10 protein-coding genes and 1 tRNA gene are annotated in these 12,993 nt (G+C 61.2%); 5 read left to right on the forward strand and 6 right to left on the reverse strand.

All coding sequences use genetic code 11. The features are described 5' to 3' along the window. Window positions 1-131: 131 nt before the first annotated feature. Together mutS and ACZ9W6_RS14680 are read right to left on the reverse strand one after the other, a co-directional pair. Window positions 132-2,669 carry a DNA mismatch repair protein MutS gene (gene mutS, locus ACZ9W6_RS14675; protein ID WP_465191914.1) on the reverse strand — a complete coding sequence of 846 codons (2,538 nt, stop codon included), beginning with the start codon at window positions 2,667-2,669 and terminating at the stop codon, window positions 132-134. 97 nt (window positions 2,670-2,766) lie between these two features. Further along, window positions 2,767-4,611 carry a sensor domain-containing diguanylate cyclase gene (locus ACZ9W6_RS14680; protein WP_465191915.1) on the reverse strand — a complete coding sequence of 615 codons (1,845 nt, stop codon included), beginning with the start codon at window positions 4,609-4,611 and terminating at the stop codon, window positions 2,767-2,769. 169 nt (window positions 4,612-4,780) lie between these two features. Here ACZ9W6_RS14680 and ACZ9W6_RS14685 point away from each other — a divergent pair, with 169 nt between their 5' ends. The 4 genes from ACZ9W6_RS14685 (at window position 4,781) to ACZ9W6_RS14700 (ending at window position 8,038) form a co-directional block, all read left to right on the forward strand. Further along, complete coding sequence (locus ACZ9W6_RS14685; RefSeq protein ID WP_465191916.1) at window positions 4,781-5,347, forward strand: GbsR/MarR family transcriptional regulator; 567 nt, start codon at window positions 4,781-4,783, stop codon at window positions 5,345-5,347. A gap of 2 nt (window positions 5,348-5,349) precedes the next feature. Next, window positions 5,350-6,681, forward strand: coding sequence for a cytochrome ubiquinol oxidase subunit I (locus ACZ9W6_RS14690; RefSeq protein WP_465191917.1), 1,332 nt, complete (start codon window positions 5,350-5,352; stop codon window positions 6,679-6,681). Continuing rightward, window positions 6,678-7,688, forward strand: coding sequence for a cytochrome d ubiquinol oxidase subunit II (locus tag ACZ9W6_RS14695; protein ID WP_465191918.1), 1,011 nt, complete (start codon window positions 6,678-6,680; stop codon window positions 7,686-7,688). Before ACZ9W6_RS14690 ends, ACZ9W6_RS14695 begins: the two co-directional genes overlap by 4 nt. A 209-nt stretch (window positions 7,689-7,897) precedes the next feature. Further along, on the forward strand, window positions 7,898-8,038 hold the full coding sequence (locus ACZ9W6_RS14700) for a DUF3149 domain-containing protein (RefSeq protein ID WP_465191919.1): 141 nt from the start codon (window positions 7,898-7,900) through the stop codon (window positions 8,036-8,038). Window positions 8,039-8,155: 117 nt separating this feature from the next. On the opposite strand, the gene ACZ9W6_RS14705 is transcribed toward ACZ9W6_RS14700, so the two are convergent. The 4 genes from ACZ9W6_RS14705 to ACZ9W6_RS14720 all read right to left on the reverse strand — a co-directional run bounded on the left by ACZ9W6_RS14705 (window position 8,156) and on the right by ACZ9W6_RS14720 (window position 11,620). Beyond that, window positions 8,156-8,232: transfer RNA gene (locus tag ACZ9W6_RS14705), tRNA-Pro, on the reverse strand. Between the two features lie 134 nt (window positions 8,233-8,366). Next, on the reverse strand, window positions 8,367-9,092 hold the full coding sequence (locus ACZ9W6_RS14710; RefSeq protein WP_465191920.1) for a GntR family transcriptional regulator: 726 nt from the start codon (window positions 9,090-9,092) through the stop codon (window positions 8,367-8,369). 112 nt (window positions 9,093-9,204) lie between these two features. Next, on the reverse strand, window positions 9,205-10,629 hold the full coding sequence (locus ACZ9W6_RS14715; protein ID WP_465191921.1) for an aldehyde dehydrogenase family protein: 1,425 nt from the start codon (window positions 10,627-10,629) through the stop codon (window positions 9,205-9,207). Window positions 10,630-10,717: 88 nt separating this feature from the next. Then, on the reverse strand, window positions 10,718-11,620 hold the full coding sequence (locus ACZ9W6_RS14720; RefSeq protein WP_465191922.1) for a dihydrodipicolinate synthase family protein: 903 nt from the start codon (window positions 11,618-11,620) through the stop codon (window positions 10,718-10,720). 313 nt (window positions 11,621-11,933) lie between these two features. On the opposite strand from ACZ9W6_RS14720, the gene ACZ9W6_RS14725 reads away from it, so the two are divergent. After that, window positions 11,934-12,935 carry a 4-hydroxyproline epimerase gene (locus tag ACZ9W6_RS14725; protein WP_465191923.1) on the forward strand — a complete coding sequence of 334 codons (1,002 nt, stop codon included), beginning with the start codon at window positions 11,934-11,936 and terminating at the stop codon, window positions 12,933-12,935. Window positions 12,936-12,993: the final 58 nt, after the last annotated feature.

Raw genomic sequence — 12,993 nt, forward strand, 5'->3', positions numbered from 1 at the left:
TTCAGCATGCATGATGTACACATCCTCCAGAAGCAGGGGTGAATCGGTTCCTCGTGATTACTCGTTCATGTCGATTTAATGACAGCAAACTTGTATTCATATTGTAGGCAAAGATCCCGAAATTACCCGACTTATTTGCTGAGTGATTTCAGCGTGTAAATCAGCGCCAGCGCATCGCGCGGGCTCAGGCTGTCCGGGTCCAGATCCAGCAGCATTTCGACAGCCGGATGCGGCTCTTCTTCGCGTACCGGCGGCTGGCTGAACAGATCTGGCTGCTGTTTGACCATCGCATGATTTTCGAGTTCCACCAGATACTTGCGTGCTTCGCGTATCACTTTTGGCGGCACACCGGCCAGCTGCGCGACGGCCAGACCATAGCTCTGGCTGGCAGGACCGTCCTCAACATGATGCAGGAATACAATGCGGTCCTTGTGCTCGACCGCGCTCAGATGCACGTTGGCCACCGAGTTGTATTCGCTGGCCAGAGTGGTCAACTCGAAATAGTGGGTGGCAAACAGGGTATAGGCGCGGTTCTTTTCGATCAGCGCGCGGGCAATGGCCCAGGCGAGTGCCAGACCGTCAAAGGTAGAGGTGCCGCGGCCAACCTCGTCCATCAGCACCAGCGACTTGTCGGTGGCGTTGTTGAGGATGTTGGCAGTCTCGGTCATCTCCACCATGAAGGTCGAACGGCCGCCGGCGAGGTCATCGCTGGCGCCGATACGGGTGAAGATGCGGTCGATCTGGCCGATCACCGCGCGGTCGGCCGGCACGAAGCTGCCGACATGGGCAAGCAGGGTGATCAGCGCATTCTGGCGCATATAGGTCGATTTACCGCCCATGTTCGGGCCGGTGATCAGCAACAGTTTGCGTTCTGCGGCCAACCTGGTGTCGTTGGCGATGAAGCGCTCGACTTCGGCCTCGACGACCGGGTGGCGGCCGGCAATGATCTCCAGTCGGGTTTCGGCGACGAATTCCGGCTCGACATAGTTGTGGGTCTCGGCGCGCTCGGCAAAGGCGGCCAGCACATCAAGGCCGGCCACTGCCTGGGCAACCAGTTTCAGCTCGGCGATATGCGGTGCCAGTTGATCGAGCACGGCTTCGTACAGCTGCTTTTCCAGTGCCAGCGATTTGTCCTGTGCCGACAGTGCCTTGTCTTCAAAGGTTTTCAGCTCGGGCGTGATATAGCGCTCGGCGTTTTTCAGCGTCTGGCGACGGCGGTAATCGTCGGGCACATTATCGGCCTGCGCCTTGCTGACTTCGATGTAAAAACCGTGCACGCGGTTGTATTCGACTTTCAGGGTGCTGATGCCGGTGCGTTCTTTCTCGCGGGTTTCCAGTGCCAGCAGGAACTCGCCGCAGTCGGTCTGGATGGCACGCAGCTCGTCCAGCTCGCTGTGGTAACCGTTATTGACCACGCCACCGTCGCGCAGGAAGGTCGCCGGTTCCGGCTGGATGGCGGCAGTCAGCAGGCTCTCGACTGGCGAGTTGTCCGGCAGCAGCGTGGCCAGCTCGGCCAGCAGCGCAGCCGGCAGTGTTGCGGCCAAGGTCTTGACGCCAGACAGGGCGCGCAGCGAGTCGCGCAGCGCCGCGAGGTCACGCGGGCGTGCGGTGCGCAAGGCGATGCGTGCGGTGATGCGCTCGATGTCGGCGACTTCGCGCAGCTGTTCGTGTACCGCCTGATGCGCGGCCAACAGCGCGCGCACCGCCTCGAGACGGCGAGCCAGCTTGTCATGGCGGCGCACCGGGTGGTGCAGCCAGTGGCGCAGCAGGCGGCTGCCCATGCTGGTGGCACAGGTATCAAGCAGGGACGCCAGCGTTGGCGAGGCCTCACCGCGGATGGTCTCGGTCAGCTCCAGATTGCGGCGGGTGGCGGCATCCATGCGGATCAGTTCGCCGGCATCTTCCACCGCAAGCTGGGCGATGTGCGCGGGATTCACGCCCTGGGTCGATTTCACATACTCCAGCAGCGCACCGGCAGCCCCGATGGCAATCGGCATGCTCTCGGCGCCAAAGCCTGCCAGATCGCGCGTGCCGAAATGGCGGGTCAACGCCAGCGTGGATGACTCGGTGTCGAATTGCCAGGGCGGCAGTTTCTTGCGCGGCATCGCCAGCTGTTCGAAGGCGGCGAGGCCGGTGTCGTCCGGGATCACCACCTCGGCCGGCTTCAGACGCTCAAGCTCGCTGAAGAGCTCGTCCACGCTGGTCTGCATCAATTTGAATTCGCCACTGGCCAGCGACAGCCACGCCAGACCGAGCGTGCCCTTGTGGGCATTGATGGCCAGCACCAGGTTATCGCGCTTGTCGTCGAGCAGCGCGGCGTCGGTCAGCGTGCCCGGCGTGACGATGCGTACCACCTTGCGCTCGACCGGCCCCTTGCTGGTGGCCGGGTCGCCGATCTGCTCGGCAATGGCGACCGACTCGCCCAGTTTGACGAGGCGGGCCAGATAGTTTTCGGCGGCGTGATAGGGGATGCCGGCCATCTTGACCGGATTGCCACCGCTGCTGCCGCGAGCGGTCAGCGTGATATCGAGCAGACGGGCCGCTTTTTCGGCATCTTCGTAGAACAGCTCGTAAAAGTCGCCCATGCGGTAGAACAGCAGCTTGTCTGCGTGGTCTTTTTTGAGCGCAAAATATTGCGCCATCATCGGCGTGTGCTGGGCTGTACTCATCGAGGGATCCGTGCTGAAAAAGGTTGGCCGCAAAAAATGCTGGCGCCCCGACTAGGCGGGGCGCGGTCTGACAGTTTACGTGATGCCGGCCTGGCCGTCACGGTGCGGCCAGGGCGCGATTACGGCCGGCTTTCTTGGCGTCGTATAGCGCACGGTCGGCGCGCGCCAGCAGGAGGCGGCTGTCTTCATTGGCTTGCAGGCTGGCTACGCCGATAGAGCAGGTGAGGCTCAGCGTCAGCTCGCCATGCTGGATGCGTAGCTCGGCAACATCGTCAACCAGCTGCCAGGCAAAATCGAGTGCGTGTTCGGCGTGACTGCCGGGCAGGATCAGGCAGAACTCCTCGCCGCCGATACGGCCGGCAATTTGCTGTTCTGCCAGCGCGTCCAGCAGGATGGTGCCTAGCTCGGACAGGGCCAGATCGCCGGCCTGATGGCCGTGGGTGTCGTTGATCTGCTTGAAGTGATCGATATCCAGCAACAGCACCGACAGGTTTTGCTTGCCCTGGCGGGTGATGGCGAGGCTGCTTTCCAGTCTGGCCATCAGGGTCTGACGGTTGAGCAGGCCGGTCAGCGAGTCGACCGTGGCCTGTCGCTCCAGAATGCGCTGCAGGGTCTTGCGCTGGTTGATATCACGGGCAGAACCCCAGATGACGGGCTGGCCGTCCAGGATCAGGCGACGGGCGCTGACTTCGACATCAATCAGTTCGCCGCGCTTGGTGCGATTGACGCTTTCGAAGGTTTCGCCTTCTTCGCTGGTGGCTGCCAGGCGCTGGCACATGCTCTCGGGTGTGGTGCCGGGCACCACCTGCCACAGATGCATCTGCAGCAGCTCGTCCTCGCTGTAAGCCAGCATCTGGCACAGGCTTTCGCTGACTTCGAGGAAGCGGCCGTTCAGGTCGATGATGGATAGCCCGTCGGCGGCATTTTGCATGATGGCGCGATACCACTGGCTGCGGCTTTCCAGCTGGCGGTGGACGGCATCGTTTTCCAGCAGCAGTGCCAGCAGCTGGGCGCAGTCTTCCAGCAGGCTGATGGCCTGATGATCGGGATGGGCCGGGTGATTGTGATACACGGCAAAGCTGCCATGGACCTTGCCCTTGCTGTCGATGATAGGTTCGGACCAGCAGCTGCCCAGATTGAACTGGCTGATCAGCGGCAGATAGGCTGCCCAGTTGGGATGACTGGAGATGTCCTCGGCAATCACGCGCTGTTTGCCCCAGATGGCGGCACCACAGCAGCCTACCGTTTCTCCGGGCATCATGCCGCGAATCAGCTGGTGATAAGCCTCGGGCAGGGCTGGGCCATAGCGTGGCTGCATGCAGCCTTGCTCGTCGAGCAGGAGCAGCGTGCACATCCACTCCGGCATCAGCTGTTGCAGCTTGTCTATCATCAGCTGCCAGGTTTCGGGCAGGTCGCCATCGCGCATATGGTGGCGCAATACCTCGGTATTGATGCGATGCCATTGCACCTGGCGACTGTCACTCAGCGTAGTGCTCTGGGCCTGCAACTCGGCTGCGGCGCGTTGCAGAAATGGCTGCAAGGCATGGACAAGCTGTTGCATGGGTGTCGGGCCGGACTGATAGAGGATGGCGAGATGGCCGAGATAGGTAGACTGCTGATCCAGCAGCGGCAGGCCCAGATAGTGGCAGGGGCTTTGCGCAAGTTGCAGCGGGTGGCGGGCATCCTCGAGCAAGACCGGCTCGCATGCTTGCCTGACCCGTTCGCAAGGGGTGTCATGGCAGGCATAGCTGTCTGCCATCGGATGACTGCTGTGAGTGACCCGCAAGGCCTGTTCGTTGTCGTCAACACGCACGGCAAGCCAGATCTGGGCATCGGCCAGATATTTGTGCAGCTGCTGCACGAGTTGCTGCAGATAGGCATTGCCACAATGCCCTGCTGTATCCGCCAGCAAATTACCGCTTAACGCCTTGCTCATGTCCATGACTTTTCTTGCTTTGAGGGCTTTTCCCAGTATCTGACTGATTGTGCCGACTTGCAAAACGGTATGACAGTGCGGGCGTGAAGTGATGTTGATATTTGACAAACTTTGCCTTCGGTAAATATGATTCATATCAAACTTTCAGAAATTACTGAAAACTGGAAAGGTCGTCATGAATCTCCCGCCACTCATCCAGTCCTTTGTGCTGCACTTCGGTGAAATGGGCAGCCACTGGGGCATCAACCGCACCGTCGGGCAGATTTACGCCCTGCTGTATGTCTCGGACAAACCCTTGAATGCCGACGATATCGTCGAGGCCATCGGCTGTTCGCGTTCCAATACCAGCATGGCGCTGAAAGAGCTGCAGGCCTGGCGCTTGGTGAAGCTGCAGCATTTTCCGAATGATCGTCGCGAGTACTTTTCCACGCCGGAAGACGTCTGGGCCATCTTCAAGACTCTGGCCGAGGAGCGGCAAAAGCGTGAGGTCGAGCCGACGCTGACCATGCTGCGCGGTGCCATCATGGCCAATCCGGATAGCGAGGCCGAGCGTCATGCCCAGGCGCGGATGAACGAGATGTATCAGTTGATCGAGCTGGTAACCAAGTGGTTTGCCGATATCCGCGATATGGATGTCGAGACGCTGGAAAAACTGATGAAGCTGGGCAGCCAGGTCGGCAAGGTGTTGCAGTTCACCCAGAGTCTTGGCCGGCTGGGTTCGCGTGACGAGCGGGAGAGTTAGCCATGGATGCGTTCGATCCGGTGGTACTGGCGCGCATCCAGTTTGCGGCCAACATAACCTTTCATATCCTGTTTCCGACCATCAGCATCGCCATGGGCTGGGTGCTGCTCTACTTCAAGAGCCGCTTCAACCGCACTGGCGATGAGGCATGGATGGCGGCGTATGGTTTCTGGGTGAAGATCTTTGCGCTGACCTTTGCCCTGGGCGTGGTGTCCGGCATCACCATGAGTTTCCAGTTCGGCACCAACTGGCCGGGCTATATGCAGAAGGTCGGCAATGTCGCCGGCCCCTTGCTGGCTTACGAGGTGCTGACGGCGTTTTTCCTTGAGGCCACCTTCCTCGGCATCATGCTGTTTGGCCGCTCGCGGGTGTCCAACCGCACCCATACCATCGCGACTTTTCTGGTGGCCTTTGGCACGACCATGTCGGCATTCTGGATTCTGGTGCTGAACTCGTGGATGCAGACGCCGGCCGGTGTCGAGGTGATCAACGGCAAGGTGCATGTGGTGGACTGGCTGGCGGTGATCTTCAATCCGTCCATGCCTTACCGGCTGACGCATATGTTGCTGGCCTCCGGCCTGACGGCTGCCTTTCTGGTGGCGGGTGTATCGGCTTATCGCTGCTTGCGTGGCGATGGCGTGCCGGCGGTGCGGCATGCGCTGAAGACCGGCGTCACCTTGGCCGCCGTGCTGATTCCGCTGCAGATTCTGGCCGGTGACATGCATGGCCTGAATACCTTCAAGCATCAGCCAGCCAAGTTGGCCGCCATGGAAGGCGTCTGGCATACCGAACGTGGCGCGCCCTTGCTGCTGTTTGCCCTGCCTGACGAGGCGACGCAATCCAACCGTTTCGCAGTCGGCATTCCCAAGCTGGCGAGCCTGATCATCACCCACGATCCGCACGGCGAGATTCGCGGTATCAGCAGCTTTAATGGTGATCACCCGCCGGTGGCCAAGGTGTTCTGGAGCTTTCGCGTGATGGTCGGCGTCGGCGTGCTGATGTTGCTGGCCAGCTGGCTGGCCGCCTGGCAGCTGCGCAAGGGTGGCGAGCTGTCGACCTGGTCTGCGCGCTTGCTGGTGGGCATGACATTTTCCGGCTGGGTGGCCACCGTTGCCGGCTGGTATGTGACCGAAATCGGTCGCCAGCCGTGGTTGGTGCAGGGCATCCTGCGCACGGCCGATGCGGCCTCCAGCGTGCCGGGCGGCATGATTCTGTCGACCTTGCTGATGTATCTGGCGCTGTATGCCTTCCTGCTGGCCAGCTATGTCTCGGTGGTGTTCTATCTGGCGCGCAAGGCAGGTGATGCGGCCAACCTTGAAGGAGTTGCAGCATGAATGCCGAATTCTGGTTGCCGGTGATCTTTGCCGGGCTGATGGCGATTTCGCTGCTGGTGTATGTAGTGCTGGATGGTTACGACCTTGGCGTGGGCGTGCTGTTGCCGCTGGGGACGGATAGCGAGCGTGACCGCATGATTGCCAGTATCGGGCCGTTCTGGGATGCCAACGAAACCTGGCTGGTGCTCGGTGTCGGCCTGTTGCTGGTGGCCTTTCCGCTGGCGCACGGCATCATTCTTGGCGAGCTTTATCTGCCGGTAGCGCTGATGTTGCTGGGCTTGATCCTGCGTGGCGTGGCCTTTGACTTTCGGGTGAAGGCCAAGGCGCATCACCAGCCGGCATGGAATCTGGCCTTCGCTGCCGGCTCGCTGCTGGCCTCGTTTGCCCAGGGCGTGATGCTGGGCCGTTATCTGGCCGGCTTCGCGCCCGGCACGGCAGCCTGGGCGTTTGCCCTGCTGACCGGGCTGGGCCTGACCTCGGCCTATGTCTTGCTGGGTGCAGGCTGGCTGGTGATGAAGTGCGAGGGCGAATTACAGAAGCGCGCGCTGCGTTGGGCGCAACTGGCCCTGTACGGCACCGGCATGGCCGTGGTGCTGGTGTCGCTGATGACGCCGCTGACCAGTGCGCATATCGCCGCCAAGTGGTTTGTGCTGCCGGACTTTCTGCTCTTGCTGCCACTGCCTTTGATGACAGCCGCGCTGTTGATCTTTCTGGCGGTGAGCCTGCCAAGGTTGGCCGCAAGGCTGGCAAGTGGCCGCGACAATCTGAGCTGGGTGCCGTTTGCCACCACCGTCGGCATCGTGCTGCTGTCATTCTGGGGGCTGGCTTACAGCGTGTTTCCGGAGATGGTGATCGGCCGGCTGGATATCTGGCAGGCGGCCAGTGATACCGAGGCGCTGTGGGTGATTCTGGCAGGGGCGGTGCTGGTGTTGCCGACGATTGCCGGCTACACCGTGTTTGCCTATCGCGTGTTCTGGGGCAAGGCGAGTGAGCTGAGCTACGACTGATCGCGTGGCCAAAAGCGTGGTTTTACTGCGCTTTTGGCCATGAAATAAGTTGATTTATCTCAAGCATCAGCGGCTTGTGTGGTATTGGCTGCCCATCAAACCCGTTTGGAATGTTGTGGCTTGATATGGGTCAAAGACCACAAAAAATGTAGGGTTAACATGCGTTCATCACTATCTGGATGCCGGTTGCGGCCGGGGAGGAGAACGTCATGGAACTGTGGAAACAATTGCTGTCGGATCAGGTGGGCGTGCTGAGTCTGATCACCATCGGTGTGACAACCGTTATTGTCAGCACCATCATTGTGCTGTTCATCAAGCGGGTTAATGAAAGCGACAAGAACGAGAAGTAAGTCAGGTCAGGGCAGGTGGCCTGAGGCTCAAGGTACGCGATGCGTACCTTTTTTTATGGGCGTCAGATTGGGGCCGAAATGAAAAAAGCACCGACAGTGTCGGTGCTTTTTGAATCTTGGTCGGGGTGAGAGGATTCGAACCTCCGGCCTCTACGTCCCGAACGTAGCGCTCTACCAGGCTAAGCTACACCCCGATGTGCAGCACAGGCCGAAATTCTACTAAAAACCGCAGAAAAAGCAAGTGAACGCAGGGGTTAAACCGCGCTTTTGCCGATGAATGCATGGCTGATCTGCTGCTTTTTCTTGTGAATCAAGGGCTTTGCTTTTGTCAGGCGGCTACGCTGTTTTTCGGCTTGCGGCCACGTTTGGCCGGCTTGCTGGCGGCCTGCGCGCGATACCAGGCTTCGAGGGCTTCTTCGGCATTCAGCACATGCTGGCGCAGATAGGCGGCGGCGGAGACGGCGTCTTTTTGCCGGCATAGTGCCAGCAGGTGTTCGTGCTCGCGCAGCGCGCGATCGTTAAAGCCGGTCAGCAGGATCTGCATGCGGGTGTAGCGATCGGTGCGGTTGTGCAGCTGCTCGATGATGGCCAAGGTTTGCGGGCGATTGGCCGCCTGGTACAGCGCCAGATGAAAGCGGGCATTGAGGATGCCCCAGGCACTGACATCCTGCCGCGCCAGTGCCAGCTCGAACTCGGCCAGCAGCGATTGCGCCAGCTCGATATCGGCGCTGGTTTGCTGCGGAATGGCTTCCAGCAGCACATCGCATTCCAGTAACACCCGCACACGCAGCAGTTCGACGATTTCGGTCAGGGACAGCTGCGAAACCACGGCCCCCTTGTTGTCGATGATGTTGACGAGGCCTTCTGCTTCCAGCTGGCGCAGCGCCTCGCGTACCGGTACGCGGCTCATGCCCAGCTCGCGCGACAGGGCTTCCTGGCGCAGCTGGCTGCCATCGGCCCATTCGCCGGCCAGAATGCGCTGGCGGATGGCCTCGGTGGCCTGGGCGGTGAGGGACAGAGTACCCGCTTGGGTGGCGTTGCTTTCCGGCTTCATGATCGTCTCTTGGCAAGGATGGCTAAACATAGCACAACTTGCCCCTTACCAGAATTGTCAATGTCATTAATGAGTACCTGGAAAGGGGCGTGTTGTGTGGCCGTCGCGCGCTTTAGCCCAGATAGCAAGTCTTGACCGTGGTGTAGAACTCGGCGGCGTAGCGGCCTTGCTCGCGCGGGCCCTGGCTGGAGCCTTTGCGCCCGCCAAACGGCACGTGGTAATCCACGCCGGCAGTCGGCAGGTTGACCATCACCATGCCGGCCTCGCTATGGCGGCGGAAGTGTCGCGCCACCGCCAGCGACTGGGTGCAGATGCCGGCGGCGAGGCCGAACGGCGTGTCATTGGCAAGCGCCAGTGCGTGTTCGTAGCTGTCGGCGCGCAGCACTGCCGCGATCGGGCCGAAGATTTCCTCCTCGCTGATGCGCATGCCGGGCTGGCAATCGACAAACAGCGCCGGCGCCTGGAAGTAACCGCGGGTGGCTAGGCTCAGGCGTTCGCCGCCGCACAGCAGGGTCGCGCCGTCTTCCTGTCCGTGCCGGATATAGGCGAGATTGCCCGCCAGTTGTGCCTCGCTGGCTACCGGGCCGATCTGTGTGTCAGCAGCCAGCGCGTGGCCGACGCGCAAGGCGGCGGTGCGTGCGGCCAACTTGTCGACGAAGGCATCGTAAATCTGCGGGCAGACAATCAGCCGGCTGCTGGCAGTGCAGCGCTGGCCGGTCGAATAAAACGCGCCGTTGATCGCGCATTCTACCGCCTGCTCGAGTGCGGCATCGTCGGCAATGATCAGCGGATTCTTGCCGCCCATTTCCAGTTGCAGCTTGATGCCGCGTGCCGCGCAGTCTGCGGCCAACTTTTGCCCCGTTGCTTGCGAGCCGGTAAAACTCAGCGCGTCGATGCCTGCCTCCAGCATGGCCGGGCCAAGGACGCGGCCGCTGCCCATCACCAGATTGAACACCCCGGCCGGCAGGCCGGCACGCTGCAGGATGTCGGCCAGCGCCCACGCCGAGCCCGGCACCAGCTCGGCCGGTTTCATCACCACGGTATTGCCGAACGCCAGTGCCGGCGCGGCTTTCCACGCCGGAATCGCGATCGGGAAGTTCCACGGTGTAATCAGGCCGACCACGCCGACCGGCTCGCGGCTGATCAGGACTTCCACGCCGGGGCGCACCGAGTCGACGAGCTCGCCCTGCGCGCGCAGCGCTTCGCCGGCAAAGAATTTGAAGATCTGGCCGGCGCGGCCAACCTCGCCAATGGCCTCGGCCAGCGTCTTGCCTTCTTCGCGTGCCAGCAGGCTGCCCAGTTCCTGCTTGCGTGCGAGGATTTCATTGCCGGCCGCATCGAGAATATCGGCGCGTTGTTGTGGCGTGGTCAGCGACCATGCCGGGAAGGCGGCGCGGGCGGCGGCGACCGCAGTCTGCATATCGGCGGCGCTGGCGGCAGCATATTCGCCGATGATGTCGTCAAGGTCAGAAGGGTTGCGATTGATGATGGCGTGGCTGCCTGGCAGCCATTCACCGTTGATCAGATTGCCGTACATATGGGCTCCTGTGGCTGTGCCAAAAAAAGCGGCCCGGCGAGTGCATCGCCAGGGCCGTCAAGCATTCAGGGGAGTATTGCGGGCTGGCTTACAGCGCTGGCAGGGTCGGGCGGGCGGCGAGACCGGCCTCGATGATGGCGGCCACGCGCTCGCGCTCGGCGCCGGCCAGCGGCAGACGCGGCGCGCGCACGTGTTCGGTACCGACACCGACCATCGCTTCACACAGCTTCAGGTTCTGCACCAGCTTCATCGACACATCCAGATGCAGCAGCGGCGCAAACCAGCGGTAGATGGCGCGGGCTTCTTCTACGCGGCCGGCCTTGGCCAGTTTGTAGATGGCTACGGTTTCTTTCGGGAAGGCCACCACCAGACCAGCCACCCAGCCATCTGCACCCATCACGATGCTTTCCAGCGCCAGATCATCCACGCCACTGAAAATGGCAAAACGGCTGCCAACCGCGTTGATCACATTGGTCAGCGTGCGGATGTCGCCGCTGGATTCCTTGATCGCCACGTATTTCGGCTCTTTCGCCATCTCGGCATACATTTCAGGCGTGATGTTGACGCCGTAAGCGATCGGGTTGTTGTAGATCATGATCGGCAGCGGGCTGGCATCGGCCACGCGCTGATAGTGATTGATGGTCTCGCGCTCGTCCGACACATAGCGCATGGCCGGCAGCAGCATGATGCCGTCGGCACCGGCGGCATGCGCGGCCTGCGCCAGCGCGGCAGCGGCGCGGGTGCTGTCTTCGGCCACGGTCAGCAGCACCGGCTTGTCGCCGGCCACTTCCTTGGCAGCTTTCAGGATGGCGATTTTTTCATCGGCACTCAGGGTTGAGGCTTCGCCTAGCGAGCCGCAGACGATGATGCCGTCGGCACCGCATTCGAGCTGCCACTTGATGTGTGCGGTGGTGCCGGCCAGATCCAGCGATTCGTCAGCGTTGAACTTGGTGGTTACGGCGGGGAAAACGCCAGTCCAGAGATGTGCCATGGCTTTGCTCCTTGTGAGGGTAGGGGGCAGCGTGCTTGCTGCGGTCACCATCATGCTAGGACTTTTTGGATACAAAATTCAACACTTTTTGTATGCAATATCTGCAAAGTTACCCTGTGTGGCGATATCCAAAATTAACTGTGATTTTTTGCAACACATAATTATGTATCTGATTATTAATCATAAAAACAAGAATAAGCCATAAACATCGCCTTGGCCTTGCTGTGGTGTTTTAGCTAATTTGCTGTGTTTTATTGTATTCAAAATTTGCTGGTTCTACATTGGTGGCAACGCAAGCCGAGGAATCGACGAGATGGCAATCCGCGAATTTGAATGCATAGACGGCCACACCTGTGGCAACCCGGTCAGACTGATCACCAAGGGCGCGCCCGAGCTGCAAGGCAGCACCCAGGCCGAGCGCCGGCTGGATTTTCTGGCGCGCTACGACTGGATACGCACCGGCCTGATGTTTGAGCCGCGTGGCCACGCCCAGATGTCGGGCGCCTTCCTCTACCCGTCCACCCGCGACGATTGCGATGTGGCGGTGCTCTACATCGAGACCAGCGGCTGTCTGCCGATGTGCGGTCACGGCACCATCGGCGTGGTGACGATGGCCATCGAGCACGAGCTGGTGACGCCGCGCACGCCGGGTGTGCTGAATCTGGATACGCCAGCCGGCAAGGTGGTGGCCGAGTACAGCCAGGTTGGCCGCAAGGTGAAGTCGGTCAAGCTCACCAATGTGCCGTCCTTTTTGTTCATGCGTGATGTGGAGGTGGAGATCCGTGCGCTGGGTCGGCTGAAGGTGGACATCGCCTACGGCGGCAACTTCTATCCCATCGTCGAGGCGCAGCCAAACTACCGCGACATGGCCGATTACACGCCGGCACAGCTGGTGGCGATGGGTAACGAGCTGCGCGACTTCATCAATGCGCACTACGAAATCGTCCATCCGCTGGATGCCGATATCCGCGGCGTGCGCCATGTGCAGTGGACCGGCGCGCCGAAAACGCCGGGCTCGCATGCGGCCAATGCGGTGCTGTACGGCGCGGCGGCGCTCGATCGCTCGCCCTGCGGCACCGGCACCTCGGCGCGGCTGGCGCAGCGTTACGGCCGCGGCCTGATGAAAAAGGGCGATGTGCTGGTGCACGAGAGCCTCATCGGCAGCCAGTTCACCGGCAGCATCGAGGCCGAGTGCGAGGTTGCCGGCATCCCGGCCATTGTCCCCGGCATTGCCGGCTGGGCGATTACCACCGGCTACAACCGCATCCTGCTGGATGATGCCGACCCCTATGTTCACGGTTTCGAGGTGGGCTGAATGCGCAAGCCAACACTGACAGGCCGCGCACTGGCGCAGCTGGGCCGGCAGGCGGCAA

The sequence above is a fragment of the Vogesella lacus genome (assembly GCF_979366295.1).